The sequence below is a fragment of the Gryllotalpicola daejeonensis genome (assembly GCF_039538145.1).
Lineage (GTDB): Bacteria > Actinomycetota > Actinomycetes > Actinomycetales > Microbacteriaceae > Gryllotalpicola > Gryllotalpicola daejeonensis.
Window position 1 is genome coordinate 2,410,474 of sequence record NZ_BAABBV010000001.1, and the last position, 17,653, is coordinate 2,428,126.

Sequence of the window (17,653 nt, forward strand, 5' to 3'; positions counted from 1 at the left end):
CTTTCAGGGTTCTGGCGACGGCTCGGTCAGCGATCAGCGAGCTCGCGCATGATGACGGATGCCTGGCGCAGGGTTTCTCGCTGCGCGTCGGTGAGCTCGCGCGTGCGCTTCCCGAGCCACTGCTCGCGGCGGCGACGGGTCTCGGCGACGAAGGCCGCGCCTGCGGGCGTCACGCGCACGACCACCTTGCGGCCGTCGTCGGGGGAACTCTCGCGGGCGACGTAGCCGCCGGCCTCGAGCGAGTTCACGCGGCGGTTCATCGAGGGCGGGGTGACATGCTCGGCGTCGGCGAGCTGCCCGACGGTGTGCGGGCCCTCTCGATAGAGCAGTGCGAGCACGCTGAACTGCCCGTCGGAGAGGTCGTCGCTCGCCTTCTCGGCGCGGATGCGCCGATTGAGGCGCCCCACCGCGATGCGCAGCTGGGCGTCGAGGTCGAGTTCTTCCGTCACAGGCCCCACGATACTCCTTAGCCTTGCTAATTACCTGATTGCAACGACCGCTTCGACCGACGAGTTCCGGTGGGTGCCGGCGCGTTCCGGAAAGATGGGCGCATGGCGCCGACGACGCACACCTTCACCGACGACTACGGAGTGGTGGTCACCTACTACGAGTTCCCGCTTCCCGAGGGGCAGCAGCCGCGCGCCGTCGTGCAGCTCGCGCACGGCATCGGCGAGCACGCGGGTCGCTACCGGCACGTGGCGCAGGCGCTGAACGACGCGGGCTACGCGGTCTACGCCGACGACCACCGCGGCCACGGCCAGACTGGTCTCGCACAGTGGGGCGGCGACGCGACCAAGCTCGGGCGCCTCGGCCCGGGCGGACTGCGGGCGACCATCGAGGACCTGCGCCAGCTCGGCGGGATCATCAGGGGCAGGCATCCGAACGTTCCGGTGATCCTGCTCGGTCACAGCTGGGGATCACTCATGGCGCAACGGCTCATCAACGCGCACGCGAGCGACTACGACGCGGTAGTGCTCACCGGAACCGCCTACCGCACTCTCGGCTCGATGCGCGCGGGGAACCTGAACGGCCGCCACAAGCACCTCGGCACGACGGGGCAGGAATGGCTGTCGCGCGACCCGGTGATCCAGACCGGCTTCCGCCAGGACCCGCTCAACTTCGCCGCGGAGCCGCTCGCGAAGTTCGGCGTGCTCGATGCCATGCGCCTGCTCGGGCGGCCGGCGCGCAACCTCGAGCGCGACCTTCCACTGCTGATCCAGATCGGGTCAGACGACTCGCTCGGCGGCGAGAAGTCGGTGGTGAAGCTCGCGAACGCGTACCGCACACGTAGCGGGTTGAGCGACGTCACGGTGCACGTCTATCAGCATGCCCGTCACGAGGTCTTCAACGAGATCAACAAGGACGAGGTCATCGCCGACCTGGTGCGGTGGCTCGACGAGCGGTTCGCCTGAGCTCGTGAGCGTGGCGCCTGCGTCTTGACTTAACCAGTTCAGGCCGGGAATGTCGGAGCTGCCCCCACTCGGGGGTGCCAACGGACGTCTCAATGAGGAGAATCCATGCTCAGATCAACCGGGTGGAAGGTCGCGCTCGGTGCGACCGTCGCCGCCGCAGCACTGGCGCTGGTCGGTGCCGCCCCCGCCGTCGCCGGCACCCCGCACGGGCCGGCCGCCCCGCAGAGGTCGAGCCACGCGCTCGGCCAAGCACGGCTGCTCGTCAAGACGCCGAGCAGCGACGGGGTGAAGCAGGCGCTGCAGCTCGCCAAGTCCCACGACACGAAGGACGCGCTCGCTCTCGCCAAGCTGCTCGCGACGCCGCAGGCCGTCTGGCTCACGAGCGGAACGCCCGCGCAGGTGCGCAAGACGGTGCAGCAGTCGGTCGCGGCGGCGGCCGTGCAGAAGGCCGTGCCGGTCTTCGTCGCCTACAACATCCCCGGCCGCGACTGCGGCTCGTACTCGGCGGGCGGCGCGCAGACGACCGCCGACTACGAGGCGTGGATCGATGGCATCGCGGCGGGCATCGGCAATGCCAAGGCAGCGGTGCTGGTCGAGCCGGACGGACTCGGCCTGCTGCCGAACACCAACTGCGGCGTGACGACCCCCGGTGCCGACGACGCGCGCTACACGCAGCTGAACTACGCCGTCGACGCCCTCGAGGCGAAGCCGAACACGAGCGTCTACCTCGATGGTACGAACGCGGCGTGGCTGACCCCTGGGGACCTCGCGCCGCGCCTCATCAAGGCCGGCGTCAACCGTGCGCAGGGGTTCTTCACGAACGTCTCGAACTACCAGTGGACGCAGAACTCGGCCGAGATCGGCACCTGGATCTCAAGCTGCATCGCCCTCGTCAATGCGGGCGACGCGAACCCGGGAAGTGACTGCCCCAACCAGTACTGGAACGGCACGGGCGCCCTCGACACCAACAAGAAGTGGTCGCCGACGGCGGCCGACCCGACGGCGAACACCGCCTGGATCGACCAGCAGTACGCCACCGCGCTCGCCGCCGCAGGGGCAGCGCCCACGGCGCACGTCGTCATCGACACGAGCCGCAACGGCGCGGGCCCGAACGACATGAGCGCCTACGCGGCGGCGCCGTACAACCAGAGTGCCGCCACGATCGCGACCCTGCGCGCGAGCAACTGGTGCAACCCGCCGGGCGCGGGACTCGGCCTCGCCCCGACCACGAAGACGGGCACGCCGCTCGTCGACGCGTACCTCTGGGTGAAGACGCCGGGCGAGTCCGACGGCCAGTGCGATGCGGCCGGCGGCGCCCGGGCGTGGGACTACAGCGCGTACTCCCAGCCGGGCTGGCCGACGGATGCCGCAGGCCAGGCAGCCTTCGACCCGCTCTGGGGCCAGGTCGACCCTGCAGCGGGGTCCTGGTTCCCCGCTCAGGCCCTCGACCTGATCAGGCACGCCAGCCCCGCGATCTGATCAGCCTGGCGGTTCGCCCGCCGTGCACCTCGCCGTGCATGCTCCTACGTAAGGTGGGAGCATGCACGGCGAGTACAAAGTCCCCGGGGGAAAGCTGGTCGTCGTCGACCTCGACGTCGCAGACGGCCGCATCGTGAACTTCCACCTCGCCGGCGATTTCTTCCTCGAGCCCGATGAGGCGCTCGACGCGATCGACGCCGCCGTCAACGGGCTGCCGGTCGAGTCAGACACGAAGGCGATCGCGGATGTTGTGCGCCGGGCGCTCCCCGAGGGGGCCGTGCTGCTCGGCTTCACCCCCGAGTCGGTCGGCGTGGCCATTCGGCGCAGCCTCGCGAACGCGACCAGTTGGTCGGACTACGAGTGGGAGGTCGTGCACGCCCCTGCGGTCAGCCCCGTCACCCACCTCGCGCTCGACGAGGTGCTCACCGCCTCGGTCGCGACCGGCGCGCGGAAGCCGACCCTGCGCTTCTGGGAGTGGGAAGAGAGCGCCGTCGTCATCGGCAGCTTCCAGTCGGTGAAGAACGAGGTCGACCCAGAGGGCGCTGCGAAGTACGGCTTCGACGTCGTGCGCCGCATCACCGGCGGTGGCGCGATGATGATGGAGAAGGGCTCGGTCGTCACCTATTCGCTGTATGTGCCGATCGACCTCGTGCAGGGCATGACCTTCGCCGACAGCTACGCCTACCTCGACGAGTGGGCGATCCTCGCGCTCAAGGGCATGGGCATCGACGCCTCCTACGTGCCGCTCAACGACATCACGAGCCCCAAGGGCAAGATCGGCGGCGCCGCGCAGAAGCGCCTCGGATCGGGCGCGGTGCTGCACCACGTCACGATGAGCTACGACATGGACGGTCAGAAGATGACCGAGGTGCTGCGCATCGGCCGCGAGAAGATCAGCGACAAGGGCATCGCCTCTGCCGCGAAGCGGGTCGACCCGCTGCGCTCGCAGACGGGGCTCTCACGCGCAGAGATCATCGAGCGGATGAAGCAGCAGTTCTCGAGCATGTACCGTGCGACGCCGGGCGACATCACTCCGGCCGAATACGCTGCGGCCGAGCGCCTCGTGACCGAGAAGTTCGCGACGCCCGAGTGGCTCAACCGGGTGCCCTGACCGGGGCTCGGCGCTCCCCGGCCGCGGGTTCATGCCCGGCGCACAGGTGCTGTCAGACGCGCTTGCTACCCTGGCGCGCGTGAACCCCCTCATCGTCGGCGCCGTCGTCATCGGCGTCTGCCTGCTGCTGTGGGTGCTGCACAAGCTCGGTGTGGTCGACTTCAGCGACAAGACGCAGAAGCGCGGCTCCGGCTCGATCGGCAGCGGCATGCTCGGCGCCGCATTCGACGAGGTCTTCCACCCCGTGCGCTACGAGACCCAGCTCGAGCTCGAGCGTCAGACCACGGTCCCGGCGCCGTCGCCCGAGGCCGACGGCGACCCGCTCGGCATCGGCATGGGGGCGGGCGTCGGCGCAGGCGCGCGCAAGCCGGGGCACGTCGTCATCGAGCTCGACCAGTGGGGCCGGCCGCCGGGGCAGCGCGTTCACGACTGACGCGCCGGGCCGCGGCCTGAGCGGCCGGTGCGCGCGACGGGCTCGCTAGGCTCGTCGCGTGATTCAGCGGTGGGGCATCCGATTTCTTCTCGCGTTGATCGTCGGAGCGCTGGTGGGCGGGGGATTCCTGGCCGGGGCCGCGCCCGCACAGGCATCCGTCGACGACTTCACCTTCGACAGCCTGCACACCGACTACCGCCTCAGCCGCGACGCGCAGCACCGCGCGAACCTCATGGTCACCGAGAAGTTCGTCGCCCGGTTCCCGCAGAACTCGATCAATCACGGCATCGTGCGCGCGATTCCGTCGACGGCAGACGGCCGTTCGCTGCACGTGAAGATCAAGGGCGTGACGGACGGCAGCGGCCAGCCCGTCAGGTGGCAGCGAGATGACGAGCAGACGGCCGGATTCCTGACCATTCAGATCGGCGACCCCGATCAGTACGTCTCCGGCGCCCAGACCTATGTCATCACCTACACGATGCGCGACGTGATCCACGACGCGGGCGACGCCCAGCAGTTCCTCTTCGACGTGAACGGCACCGGGTGGGCGCAGCCGTTCGGCACGGTGAGCGCGACGCTGCACGTGCCGGCCGAGCTCGCCGGCTCGCTCACCGGCGATGACAGCTGCTATCGGGGGAAGGCCGGCTCGACCGCCAGGTGCACCATCACGCGCACCGGTGTGACCGCGGCCAGCGGCATCAGCGAGGGCAGCCCCGCCGTCTTCACCGTCTCGGGCAGCGACCTCGGCCCGCACGAGAACATCACGATGAGCGTGGGCTTCAAGCCGGGCACCTTCGCGATCCCGATCTCGGTGGCGCGGCTGTTCGCCTGGATCCTGCTCGGCGTCGCGATCGTCGTGCTCGCGCTGGCGGTGTTCGTGCGGGTGCGGTTCCTCGGGAACCCGAAGGGCACGGGCATCATCGTTCCGCAGTATCAGGCGTACCCCGGCATCGGCGTGTTGGAAGCCGCCGAGCTGCTCGACGAGCGCGACCGGGCCTTCCCAGCGCTCATCACCGAGCTGGTGGTGAGCCGGGCGGCCACGATGACGCGTGACGACCGCGGCACGAAGAAGACGAAGGACGACCTCTACTCGCTGACCCTGCTCGACCCGACCCTGCTCGACGACGAGGACGCCGACGCGGCCGTGAGGCTGTTCCGCGCAAGTGCCCCGGGCGCTGCCGTAACCCTCGACCCGACAGACCGCAAGGTCGGCGACCGCATTCGCAAGTTGCTCGAGGATGCCCGTAAATCGGTGCGTGCGCAGGGGCTGATCAAGCGTAAGCGCTCGCCGCTCGGGCTTGGCATGCTCGCCCTCGCCGCCCCCCTGTTCCTCGGGACGGTGGTGTTCTTCTTCGTCGGTGCGCTCATCGGGCTGTTCGCCTGGCCGCAGTTCGTGATCCTCGGGGTGGTCGCTCTGATCGCGCTCGCCGCGGGCGCGCTCGTGCTGCCGCTCGAGCGCCGCACCGAGAAGGCCGTTCCCGCCTATGAGCACCTGCTGGGCATCCGCGACTACTTGAAGCTCGCCGAGGCGGACCGCATCCGCATGCTGCAGAGCCCGAGCGGGGCTGAGACGCAGCCGGTCGCATCCGCGTCGGCGGCGTCGGGTACGCAGCCGGGCGCATCCGGCGACCGCCCGAGCACCGAGCAGATCGTGAAGCTCTACGAGAAGCTGCTGCCCTACGCGATCCTGTTCGACATCGAGAAGGAGTGGCGCGAGGTGCTCGGCGGCTACTGGGCTACGACGCCGACCGAGGTCACTCCGACCCTGCTGCCGTTGCAGAACCTGGCGTTCGCGAGCGCATTCGCGACGAGCAACTTCCCCGGCACGACGAGCACTCAGAGCGGTTCTCACTCGTGGTCGAGCTCGGGCGGCAGTTTCTCGTCCGGTGGCTTCTCGGGCGGCGGGTTCGGCGGCGGCGGTGGTGGCGGCTGGTGAGCAGGAGCCGCGCGCGGGTCGAAAGGCACGCCAAGCCGCTTCGCTAGTCTCGTCGCGTGGCGAAGCGCGGGGGAAGCAGCAGGAGCCGATTCACTCTGGCTCATCGGATCTGGTCGGGATTCCTGACGGTGATCGCGATCGGGTGGTTCGGAGTCTCGATCGTCGGTGGCTTCATCGACGGCTGGAACGGCGATGACTCCTCGAGCGAGAGCAGCAGCTCCATCGATGACTTCTCGTTCAACAGCCTGACGACCGATTACACGCTGACGAGGGACGCCGCGCACCACGCGGATCTCGCCGTCACCGAGACCTTCGACACGCAGTTCTCCGACTACGACCTCAACCACGGCATCCTGCGCGCGATCCCGCGCACCGCTGACGGGCGGTCGCTGCACCTCAAGGTCCGCAGCGTGACCGACGCCGACGGCACGCCGATCCAGTACCAGTCCGACAACGGCGGCGGTTTCACCGTGCTCAAGATCGGCGACCCGTACGAGTACGTGACCGGCCGGCAGACCTACGTCATCAGGTACACGATGCGCGACGTGATCCAGCAGCAGGCGTTCGGCGGCGCTCAGCGGTTCAACTTCGATGTGAACGGCACCGGTTGGGACGTGATGTTCGACAAGGTGACGGCGACGCTGCACGTACCCGCCGACCTCGCCGGTGCGCTGAACGGCGACGACGCCTGCTATCAGGGGAAGCAGGGGGCGACGACAGTCTGCGCCCACAACGGCGATGGCAGCACGTTCACGGCGTCGGCCTCGAACCTCGGACCGCATGAGAACGTCACGATGATCGTCGGTTTCACGGGCGGCACGTTCGCGGTGCCGATCTCGATCCCGCGCCTGATCGTGTGGATCGTGCTCGGCCTCGCCGTCGTCGTGCTGGCGCTCGCGATCATCGTTCGGTTCCGATCGCTCGGCAACCCGAAGGGCACGGGCATCATCGTGCCCCAATATGAGGCGTTCCCCGGAATCGGCGTGATGGAGGCGGCCGAGCTTCTCGACCAGCGCGACCGCGCGTTCCCCGCCCTCGTAACCGAGCTGGTCACCAGTCGCGCGGCGACGATGACGCGCGACGACGAGGGCACCGAGAAGACCGACGACGACGTCTACACGCTGAAGCTGCTCGACGGCCGGGTGCTCGACGATGACGACTCGACGGCGGTCGCGACGCTCTTCGGGTCGTTGAAGCACGGCAAGACGGTGTCGCTGAGGCGCGACAACGCCAAGGTGGGCGACGCGGTCTCGAAGCTGCTCAGAGACGCGCATCGCTCGGTGCGCAAGCAGGGGCTGATCGCCCGCAGGCATACCCGGTTCAGCACGAGCCTGCTCATCGCGGGCCTCGCCCTGGTCGTCGTCGGAATCGCGCTGCTGGCCGGCCTGCACTTCGTCGGGCTGAGCTCGTGGGTGCACAACGTCGCTCTCGTCATCTCGATCGCCTTCGGCGTCGCGACGGTCGTCTTCGTCTGGCCCCGCGAGCGGCTCACCGAGTCCGCGCTGCCGGCCTATGAGCACCTGCTCGGCATCCGCGACTACCTGCGCCTCGCCGAGGCCGATCGCATCAAGATGCTGCAGAGCCCGAGCGGCGCAGAGACCACGCCGATCGTGAGCGCAGACGGCACGCCGAACGGCGAGCAGCTGGTGAAGCTCTACGAGAAGCTGCTGCCCTACGCGATCCTGTTCGACATTGAGAAGGAGTGGCGCGAGGTGCTCGGCGGCTACTGGGCCACGACGCCGACCGAGGTCACCCCGACGCTGCAGCCGATGGGCACCTTCCTGCTCGCGAACGCGTTCGCCTCGAGCAACTACGCGACGACCGCGAGCACGAGCACGAGCACGTCGAGCGGCTCGCACTCGTGGTCGAGCTCCGGTGGTTCGAGCTCGTTCAGCAGCGGGGGTGGGGGCTTCTCGGGCGGCGGCTTCGGCGGCGGCGGGGGCGGCGGCTGGTGACTAAGCGACCACCCGCAGCGTCTCGACCGCGGGGTCGACGGCTCCGCGCACGTACCCGGTCGGCGCGGCGGCCACGTGCTGCAGGAACTCCACCGTCTCCGCAGTGATCACCTCGCCGGGCATCACGTTCGGAATCCCCGGCGGGTAGGCGGCGAGCGAGTCGGCGGAGACGCGCCCGACCGCGTGCTCGGCGGGCACGACGACGGATGCCGCGAAGGCGGCGTCTCGCACCAGCATCCGTCTCTCTCCCGGCTCGGGCAGTGGCGCGCGCACGAAGCCTGCGGTGGCGACCTCCGGGTCATCCGCGCGCAGGCTGTGCAGGGCGTCCACGACCCGGTCGAGGTCGGGGTGCGAGCCAGGCCCGACGATGGCGAGCACACAGGCATCCGTCGACAGCTCGAACTGGATGCCGTGGTCGCGCAGCATGACAGACCGCACCGCGTGCCCGAGCAGGCCGCCCGCGCCGACGTCGATCGAGACGCGCGAGGCATCGACGGCACTGATGTCCGTTTCCCAGCCGCGGGCTCCGCCCGCGGTGATGGGCGCCCCGGCGTCCACGAAAGCATCGCTCGCGATGCGGAAGCGCCCGCGCTCCCTGATCTTGGCTCGCAGCTGCTCGGCCGCCTCGAGCGACTCGCCGATGCGCGCGCGGCCCGTCTGCAGCTGATGACGGGCGAGATCGAGGGATGCGAGCAGCAGCGCGCTCTCTGACGTGGACTGCTCGAGCACGAAGGCCCGGTCGACGAACGGCTCGAGCGCTCGCGCGAACTCGCCATGGCCCAGGTGCAGCATCGCCGACTGCGTGAGAGAGCCGCCGAGCTTGTGCGTGCTCATGATGACGAGGTCGGCGCCGTGGCCGGCTCCGGTGCCCGAACCGGCCTGGCCGACGGCGACGGGCGACGGGGGCAGCTCCGGGTGGAATCCGTAGTGCGCTCCCCAGGCGGCGTCGACGACGAGCGGTACGCCGTGCGCGTGCGCGACCGCCGCGAGTGCCGGAACATCGGGGGTCGCGCCGAAGTACGACGGGCTCACGACGTACGCGGCCTTGGCGTCGGGTGCCTGGTCGAGTGCCGCAGAGAGGCGCGCGGGCGAGACGCCGTGGGCGATGCCGAGGTCGACGTCGATGCTCGGCTGCACGAACACCGCGTCGAGGCCGGCGATGATCATGCCGTCGATGAAGCTCGAGTGCGTGCTGCGCTGCGCGACGACGGGCTGGGTGCGCGCGCCGTAGAAGCCGAGGGCGAGCGCGGCGATGCGGTTCGCCTGAGACGAGCCGTTCGTGAGGAACCACGTGCGGCTGGCCTGCCAGGCCTCTGCAGCGAGTTCGAGCGAGCGCTCATAGGGCGTGTAGAGGCCGAGGTCGATGCCGGAGACGAGCGGGGCGACGTCGAGGCGCAGCAGCTGCTCGCCGAAGAAGGCGCTGAGCTCGGGGGAGGCGCCGGGGTCGCCCGAATGCCCGGGGACGATCATGCGCACCGTGTCTCTGGCGGCGAACTGCCGCAGCGCCTCGGCGTACGGCGTCGGCGAGTCCATCGGGTCGGTGGTGTTCAGCTCCTGCGCAGGGGTCATGACTGGAATGTACGGGACGCCTCTCGACGACAATGCGCGCTGAACGCAAAACGCACGATTCGTCACCCCGAACCGCGGTTCGGAAGTGACGAATCGTGCGTTTTGGCGCTGGGAGCGGCGCTGGGAACTAGTCCTTCTGCTCGCCGCGGCCGGTGCGGTCAGCCTCCTCGGCGTCCAGCGTCAGGTTCAGCTGGCCCGTGGTCGACGTGACGAGCGCGCCGGTGCGGTCGGCCGCCGAGACGGCCTGCAGCTCCAGCTCCTCGGCGGGCGACTGCGCCGACTGCTCGGCGGCGTTCGCCGCGGCGGCCGCGTCTGCCTGCTGCTGTAGAGCGGAGACCTTGCGTAGCGGCGGCACCCGGAAGAACCAGGTGAGTACGAACGCGATCAGGATCACGATCATGCCGACCCAGTAGATCTCGATCGTCGAGGCGTTGAAGCCCTTGAGGAACGGGCGCTTCAGGGCGTCATCGGCGTTGTTGAGGAACGAGGTGTTGCTCGTGTCGATGTTGCCCGCGCTCTTCGACGACGTGCCGCCCTTGACCTTGTCGATGATCTTCGGCGCGACCTCGTCGACGACGGCCTTGCGCTGGTCGGCGTTCGTGAAGTCGACGACGACCTTGCCGTTCACGACAGAGGCGTTCGCCTTGTCGGCGACGGCCTGCAGAGCCTGCTTCTGGGCGTCGGGCAGCGCGGCCTGGACCTGCTGGTCGATGACCGACTGCGCGGCGGCCTGCGGGATGGCCCCGGCGGCGACCTGAGCGTTGACCGCCTCGGTCACCTTCTGAGTCACCTGCTGCTTGGCGGCATCCAGCGCCTGCTGCGTGCCCTGGTCGAGCTGCTGCTGGATCTGCGTCTTGAGCGGACCGACGATCGGCGTCCAGAACATGTTCATGATCGCCTTGTTGTCGGCCTTGTCGGCCACGGCGGGGTTCAGGGCCGCGTTCAGCGCGTGCGTCAGGTCGGCCTTGTTCGTGGTCGCGGTCTGGATGTTGCCAGGCAGCACCGAGAACAGGACCGACAGCAGCACCGCGGTGCCGAGCGTTCCACCGATCTGACGGAAGAACGTCGAGGCGGCGGTCGCCACACCCATGTCGCGCGGCTCGACCGAGTTCTGGCTCGCGAGCGTCAGCGTCTGCATCAGCTGGCCGAGGCCGAGGCCGATGGCGAACATCGCGATCAGCATGAACCACAGCGGGCGGTCGATCGTCATGAAGGTCAGCAGGAAGAAGCCGATCGCCGTGACGAAGGTGCCCGTGACGGGGAAGATGCGGTACTTGCCGGTGCGCGAGATCAGCTGACCCGAGACGATCGAGGCGATCATCAGGCCGAGCACCATCGGCAGCGTCGCGAAACCGGACTCGGTCGGCGTGAGGCCGGTGACGATCTGCAGGTAGAGCGGGATGGTCAGCATCGCGCCGAACATGCCGAAGCCGACGAGCACGCCGAGGATCGTGGCCATCGAGAACACGCCCGAGCGGAACAGCTTCATCGGGATGATGGCGTCGTCCTTCATGGCGACCTCGATGAAGATGAAGGCGATGGCGCTCGCGGCACCGATCACGTAGCACGTGATCGAGGCGGCCGAGGTCCAGCCCCAGTCGCGGCCCTGCTCGGCGACGAGCAGCAGCGGAACCAGGGTGGTCATGACGGTCGCGGCACCCCACCAGTCGATGCGCGGGGCGTTCTTGCCGCCGAACTTCGGCAGGTGCAGGAACGTGATCACCATGATCAGGGCGATGATGCCGATCGGCACATTCACGAGGAAGACCCAGCGCCAGCCGGAGATCCAGAGGATCTGGTGCGCACCGGAGAACAGGCCGCCGACGAGCGGGCCGATGACCGACGAGATGCCGAAGACGGCGAGGAAGTAGCCCTGGTACTTCGCGCGCTCACGCGGCGACAGCATGTCGCCCATGATCGCGAGCGGCAGCGACATCAGGCCGCCGGCACCGATGCCCTGGAAGGCGCGGAAGGCGGCGAGCATGATCATCGAGGTCGAGAACGACGACGCGGCAGAGCCCACGATGAACACGATGATCGCGAAGATGTAGAGCGGCCGGCGGCCGAAGATGTCGGAGAGCTTGCCGTAGATCGGCGTCGCGATCGTCGACGTGATCAGGTACGCCGTCGTGACCCACGCCTGCTGGTTCAGACCGTGCAGGTCGTCACCGATGGTGCGGATGGCGGTACCGACGATCGTCTGGTCGAGAGCGCCGAGGAACATGCCGGCCATGAGGCCGTAGATGACCAGCAGGATCTGCTGGTGCGACATCACGGCTTTATTGCCACCGTGTGCGCCCGCGGGCGCGACAGCTTCTGACATTTAAGTCCTTTGGTGAGAGTCGGAACCAGATGATTCAGGTTCGAGAGGATGCCGGATCCACGGCGCGCCGACATCGCCGACGCCGCCGGCATTGGCGATAAAAATTTGCGGTGACTGCAAATTTACACCCTGAGAAGCAGATTCGCGAATCGTCGGCGGTGATCGGCTCGCAGTGGCTCACGGCACCGTCAGGCGGCGGTTGCGACTTGCTCCAGTCCGCGCTCGATCGCCTCGATGACCTGCGGGTCATCGGGCAGCGTGCGCGGGCGGAAGCGCGTCACGGTGCCGTCGGGGTAGATCAGGAACTTCTCGAAGTTCCACTGCACGGGGCCGGCGAGGTGCAGGCGGTCGCGGGTGTGCTTGAGCTCCTTGTAGAGCGGGTGCGCGTCGCGCCCGTTGACCTTCGTCTTCTCCATCAGCGGGAAGGTCACGCCGTAGGTGGCCGAGCAGAACTCGACGATCTCCTCGGCGGTGCCCGGCTCCTGGCCGGCGAACTGGTTGCACGGGAATCCGATCACCGTGAATCCCCGCGACTCGTACGTCTTCTGCAGCTGCTCGAGCTGTTCGTACTGCGGGGTCAGCCCGCACTTCGACGCGACGTTCACCACCATGACGACCTTGTCGGCGTAGTCGGCGAGCGACGTGGTAACGCCGTCGATCGTCGTGATCGGAATCGAGCGAAGATCAGAGGATGCCGCGCGTGCCATAGCCCAACGGTAACCCTCAGCGCAGGGGACGGCTCTGTGACCTCGAGGTGAACAGATTCTGAACTGGCCGATCCGTCGTTGAGCCCGCCAATAGCCTCATCTGAGGTGGCGCCTGGCGTCGCCCATTCGAGTCACACGCTCGAGTGTCGGTCCGGGATTCCCCCGCGTCTCCGGCCGGTTCTGCTCCCGAAGGCACCCCATGACACAGCGCTCACCGTTCTCGGCCCGGTCTCGGTCGCCGTTCATATGGGGAACCGTCGCTGTCGCCATCGCCGCCGCCGGAATCGTGGTCGGCGTCATGCTGCGGCCCGCGCCTTCACCCGCCGGCGGCGCGGCCGCGGCATCCGCTCTGCCGCACGGAACGCTGCAACTCACGATCTCGAGTTGCGGGCAGAGCTGGGGCACGGATGCCGGCGCCTCCGGCTCGTCGAAGGGGGTCGCCGCGGGCGGCGCGCGCACCTTCCACTTCTACAACGGCAACACCGGCGACGTCGAAGTGCAGCTGCAAGACGTCGACACCAAGAAGGTCTTCCTCGAGGTCGACGGTGTCGGTGTCGGGGCAACGGCCACCGGCAGCGTCGTGCTCGGCAAGGGCGACTACCGGCTCGTCTGCTATCCGGCAGACGCGGACCCCGTCGCCGGCCCGGTGGTGAAAGTGGGCGCCGCGCCGAAGGGGGCGCAGCTGACGCCGGGCATCGTGCCGGTCACGACCAACGACCTGATTCCCGTGGCGAAGGCATACGGCCAGTGGGTCGACGGCCGACTGCCCGCGCTGCAGGCGCAGGTGCGGCAGCTGAATGCGGACGTCGCCCGGGGAGATCTGACCGCGGCGAAGCGCGACTGGCTGACGGCGCACCTCAGCTATGAGGGGCTCGGTGCGGCCTACGGCGCGTTCGGCGACCACGACACCGCGATCAACGGCACGCCCGCGGCCGGCAAGACGGCGCTCACCGACCCGGCGCTCACCGGCTTCCACAAGATCGAGGCGCTGCTGTGGTCGGGGTCGCCCGCAGCGCAGCTCGCGCCCTACACGACGAAGCTGGTCGGTGCCGTCGATGCGCTGGCGAAGGACCCCGGCACCGACCGCATCGACCCCATCGACATCGGCCTGCGTGCGCACGAGATCGTCGAGAACGCGATCCAGTTCGAGCTGACGGGCGCAACGGATGCCGGCAGCCACACGAACCTCGCCACGATCGACGCGAACCTCGGCGGTTCGGCCGAGGCGCTGTCCGTTCTCACCGGGCTTCTGACCAGTCGGTACGACGATCTCGCCGAAACGCGGGCCGCACTCGCTGCCAGCACCAAGCTCGTCGAGGGCTACCGCCGCGCCGACGGCAGCTGGGTGCCGCTCGAGTCGCTGAGCCGGTCGCAGCGACAGCAGCTCAACGCCTCTCTCGACCGGCTGGTCGAGCTGCTGGCACCGGTGGCCGAGATCACGGAACCGCGAAAGGCTCTGCAGTGAGCGAAGGCATCGTGAACGAATCCCCCGAGGGCCGCTGCCCCGTTCCGCACGGTGCGGTTCGGGCGATGAGCGGCGAGTGCCCGGTGCCGCACGGAGTGCGCGCGGCCGCAGCGGCGGTGGGCGGCGATGCGGGCGCGGCGCACGGCGATCATGGCGCGGGGCAGGACCGCACCGCCTCGCGGCGCGGGTTCCTCGGCGCGCTCGCCGGAGCCGCCGTGGCGGCACCCGTCGGTGTCGCGGCGGCGATGGCGCACCCCACCGCGGCCGACGCTGCGGCGGCGAGCAGCAAGAACGGAACGCCGGCGAAGTTCGACTTCCACGGCTCGCATCAGGCGGGCATCCTCGCGCCCGTCCGTCGTTCGACGGCGCTGCTCGCACTCGACGTGACCGCAGCCGACCGCGCCGGTCTGCAGCGGCTCTTCCAGACCATCACCGAGCGGGCGCGCTTCCTCACCTCTGGCACTGCGGCACCGGAAGTCGGCATCTCGACCGTGCCGTCGGACTCCGGCATCCTCGGCCCCGACGGCGTCGCGGGTGGGCTGACGGTGACCGTCGGTGTCGGGGCATCGCTGTTCGACGGGCGCTTCGGTCTGGCATCCGTCAAACCGGCCAAGCTGCGCACGATGGAGGACTTCGAGGACGACGCGCTCGATCGCTCGATCTGCGACGGGGACCTGCTCATCCAGCTCGAGGCCGACGACGCCGACGTGGTGACCCACGGTGTGCGCGAGCTGCTGCGCGCGACCCGCGGCGACATGCAGCTGCGCTGGCGCCGCGACGGGTTCTCGTCGCCGCCGCGGCCGAGCGGCACGCCGCGCAACCTCATGGGCTTCAAAGACGGCACGAGCAACCCGCTGACGAGTGATGCGAAGGCCATGAAGGAGCTCGTCTGGACGCACGGCGGTGAGAACGGCGAGCCGGCGTGGGTCGAGGGCGGCAGCTATCTCGCGGTGCGAGTGATCCGGATGCTCGTCGAATTCTGGGACCGCATCGGGCTCGACGAACAGCAGCAGATCTTCGGCCGCTTCCGCGGCTCCGGCGCGCCGCTAACGGGCACCAAGGAGTTCGACGACCCGCACTACGAGCTCGACTCGACCGGTGCGGTGATCCAGTTCAATGCGCACATCAGGCTGGCCAACCCGCGCACGGCGGCGACGGCGAATCAGCGGATGCTGCGCAGGGCGTTCAACTACGACGCCGGTGTCGACGCGAACGGCAACCTCGACCAGGGGCTCGTGTTCACGGCGTTCAACCAGGACATCGAGCGGCAGTTCGTGACGGTGCAGAAGCGCCTGGCCGGCGAGCCGCTCGTCGACTACATCTCGCCGATCGGCGGCGGCTATTACTTCGCGCTTCCCGGTGTGAAGAACGCCTCCGACTGGTTCGGGAAGGGTTTGTTCGCGTGATGCGGATGCTGCAGGCATCCGGTGCCGCGAATCACAGGGCTCGGCGCACAAGGGCGTCGGGATAGAAGAGGAAGAAGAGTCAACCGTGTTCCAGAAAGCACGTTTGCGGCGCTTCGGCATTGCCGGTGGCGCACTGGCCGTCGCGGCCGGCTTCGCCGTGGCGACCGCCTTCGCGGTGGCGCCCGCCGAGGCCAAGCCCGTGAAGGACAACTCCGCGCACACGACCACCCCCATCAAGCACCTCGTGGTCATCTACGGCGAGAACGTCTCGTTCGACCACTATTTCGGCACCTACCCGAACGCCGCCAACACCGACGGCACCAAGTTCACCGCCGCGAAGAACACCCCGAAGGTGAACGGCCTCACGCCGGCGCTGCTGAACAACAACCCCAACGAGTACAACCCGCAGCGACTGACCCCCGCCCAGGCGGTCACCTGTGACCAGAACCACAACTACAAGCCCGAGCAGGCCGCCCTGAACAACGGCGCCATGGACCAGTTCGTGCAGAACGTCTCAAAGGACACCTGCACGGGTGCGTTCGGTGAGCCGGGTCTGGCGATGGACTACTACGACGGCAACACCGTGACCGGTATGTGGAACTACGCCCAGAACTACACGATGAGCGACAACAGCTGGGACGCCACCTTCGGGCCGTCGACCCCCGGCGCGCTCAACCTGATCTCGGGCCAGACGCACGGCATCAGCTCGTACGACCCGACGTCGGGCACGACCAACCCGAAGAAGACGGCGACCCCCGACAGCTACACCGTCGTGGACCCTGACGCCACCACCGGTGTCGGCACCGTCATCAACGACCCGGACCCGGTCTACGACGACTGCGCCGACAACAACCACACCTCGTCGAACGCGCTCGGCGGTCTCTCCGGTAAGAACGTCGGCGACCTGCTCAACGAGCAGGGTGTGACCTGGGGCTGGTTCCAGGGCGGCTTCAAGCCGACCACCACGGCTGCTGCGAGCTCGACCGGCTACGCGATCTGCGGCTCGACCCACACGAACGTCGCCGGCGGCTCGTCGGTCGACTACTCGCCGCACCACAACCCGTTCGCGTACTACAAGTCGACGTCGAACCCGCACCACCTGCCGCCGTCATCGGTGGACGCCATCGGCCACACCGACCAGGCGAACCACCAGTACGACACGAGCGACTTCTACGCCGCGCTGAACAACGGCAACCTGCCGGCCGTCTCGTTCGTGAAGGCCCCGGAGTACCAGGACGGCCACGCCGCCTACTCCGACCCGCTCGACGAGCAGACGTTCGACATCGACCTGATCAACGCTCTGCAGAAGTCGCCGGAGTGGAAGAGCACCGCCGTCGTCATCTCGTACGACGACTCGGACGGCTGGTACGACCACGTCGCGCCGAAGATCACCAACAGCTCGAACAGCGCCACCAACGACACCACCATCTGCACCACGGCAGCCACCAAGGGCGTTCCGGCGCTCGGCGGCTACCAGGACCGCTGTGGCCCGAGCCAGCGCCTGCCGCTGCTCGTGATCTCGCCCTACACGAGCGCGAACACGGTGTCGCACACCCTCGTCAGCCAGCCTTCGATCCTGAAGTTCGTGGAGCAGAACTGGAAGACGGGCTCGATCGGCGGCGGTTCCTTCGACAAGACGGCGACGTCGCTGTCGGTGCTGTTCAACTTCTCGCACCCGCAGAACCACGGCGTTCTGCTGGACGACAAGACCGGTGCCGTTTCGAAGATCATCCCGATCAACAACACGCCGACGCACCCGAAGCCGTGGACGCCCTCGAAGGGCCACGGCAAGGGCGGCAAGGATGACAAGGGTGACAAGGGTCACGGTGGACTCTTCGGCTGGTTCACCTGGTGACA

At 68.5% G+C, this 17,653-nt stretch carries 13 protein-coding genes; 9 read left to right on the forward strand and 4 right to left on the reverse strand.

The window, feature by feature from the left end; translation table 11 throughout:
• Window positions 1-26: 26 nt before the first annotated feature.
• Window positions 27-449, reverse strand: coding sequence for a MarR family winged helix-turn-helix transcriptional regulator (locus tag ABD736_RS11735; RefSeq protein ID WP_344791955.1), 423 nt, complete (start codon window positions 447-449; stop codon window positions 27-29).
• 102 nt (window positions 450-551) lie between these two features.
• Between ABD736_RS11735 and ABD736_RS11740 the strand changes: the two genes are divergently transcribed.
• From ABD736_RS11740 to ABD736_RS11765, 6 genes are all read left to right on the forward strand, one after another.
• Entirely contained in the window at window positions 552-1,412 is an 861-nt protein-coding gene (locus tag ABD736_RS11740; protein ID WP_344791956.1) for an alpha/beta hydrolase, read from the forward strand.
• A gap of 105 nt (window positions 1,413-1,517) precedes the next feature.
• Complete coding sequence (locus ABD736_RS11745; RefSeq protein ID WP_344791957.1) at window positions 1,518-2,891, forward strand: glycoside hydrolase family 6 protein; 1,374 nt, start codon at window positions 1,518-1,520, stop codon at window positions 2,889-2,891.
• 61 nt (window positions 2,892-2,952) lie between these two features.
• Window positions 2,953-4,002 carry a lipoate-protein ligase LplAB gene (lplAB, locus tag ABD736_RS11750; protein WP_344791958.1) on the forward strand — a complete coding sequence of 350 codons (1,050 nt, stop codon included), beginning with the start codon at window positions 2,953-2,955 and terminating at the stop codon, window positions 4,000-4,002.
• Between the two features lie 79 nt (window positions 4,003-4,081).
• Window positions 4,082-4,435 (forward strand): hypothetical protein, encoded by a 354-nt coding sequence (locus tag ABD736_RS11755; RefSeq protein WP_344791960.1) that lies wholly within the window; start codon window positions 4,082-4,084, stop codon window positions 4,433-4,435.
• Window positions 4,436-4,493: 58 nt separating this feature from the next.
• Window positions 4,494-6,371 (forward strand): DUF2207 domain-containing protein, encoded by a 1,878-nt coding sequence (locus tag ABD736_RS11760; RefSeq protein ID WP_344791961.1) that lies wholly within the window; start codon window positions 4,494-4,496, stop codon window positions 6,369-6,371.
• Between the two features lie 56 nt (window positions 6,372-6,427).
• Window positions 6,428-8,326: a DUF2207 domain-containing protein gene (locus tag ABD736_RS11765; RefSeq protein WP_344791962.1), complete on the forward strand. Its 1,899-nt coding sequence runs from the start codon at window positions 6,428-6,430 to the stop codon at window positions 8,324-8,326.
• Here ABD736_RS11765 and ABD736_RS11770 read toward each other — a convergent pair whose 3' ends face one another.
• The 3 genes from ABD736_RS11770 to ABD736_RS11780 form a co-directional block, all read right to left on the reverse strand.
• The gene (locus tag ABD736_RS11770) at window positions 8,327-9,895 is read right to left on the reverse strand and encodes an aminotransferase class I/II-fold pyridoxal phosphate-dependent enzyme (protein WP_344791963.1); all 1,569 of its coding nucleotides are present in this window, start codon (window positions 9,893-9,895) and stop codon (window positions 8,327-8,329) included.
• 127 nt (window positions 9,896-10,022) lie between these two features.
• On the reverse strand, window positions 10,023-12,218 hold the full coding sequence (locus ABD736_RS11775) for an MDR family MFS transporter (RefSeq protein ID WP_344791965.1): 2,196 nt from the start codon (window positions 12,216-12,218) through the stop codon (window positions 10,023-10,025).
• A gap of 188 nt (window positions 12,219-12,406) precedes the next feature.
• The gene (locus ABD736_RS11780; protein ID WP_344791966.1) at window positions 12,407-12,925 is read right to left on the reverse strand and encodes a glutathione peroxidase; all 519 of its coding nucleotides are present in this window, start codon (window positions 12,923-12,925) and stop codon (window positions 12,407-12,409) included.
• 199 nt (window positions 12,926-13,124) lie between these two features.
• Between ABD736_RS11780 and ABD736_RS11785 the strand changes: the two genes are divergently transcribed.
• The 3 genes from ABD736_RS11785 to ABD736_RS11795 all read left to right on the forward strand — a co-directional run bounded on the left by ABD736_RS11785 (window position 13,125) and on the right by ABD736_RS11795 (window position 17,651).
• Window positions 13,125-14,390 carry an EfeM/EfeO family lipoprotein gene (locus ABD736_RS11785; RefSeq protein WP_344791967.1) on the forward strand — a complete coding sequence of 422 codons (1,266 nt, stop codon included), beginning with the start codon at window positions 13,125-13,127 and terminating at the stop codon, window positions 14,388-14,390.
• Window positions 14,387-15,796, forward strand: coding sequence for an iron uptake transporter deferrochelatase/peroxidase subunit (gene efeB, locus ABD736_RS11790; RefSeq protein ID WP_344791968.1), 1,410 nt, complete (start codon window positions 14,387-14,389; stop codon window positions 15,794-15,796). The genes ABD736_RS11785 and efeB overlap by 4 nt, the downstream gene beginning before the upstream one ends.
• An 85-nt stretch (window positions 15,797-15,881) precedes the next feature.
• Window positions 15,882-17,651 (forward strand): phospholipase C, encoded by a 1,770-nt coding sequence (locus ABD736_RS11795; protein ID WP_344791969.1) that lies wholly within the window; start codon window positions 15,882-15,884, stop codon window positions 17,649-17,651.
• Window positions 17,652-17,653: the final 2 nt, after the last annotated feature.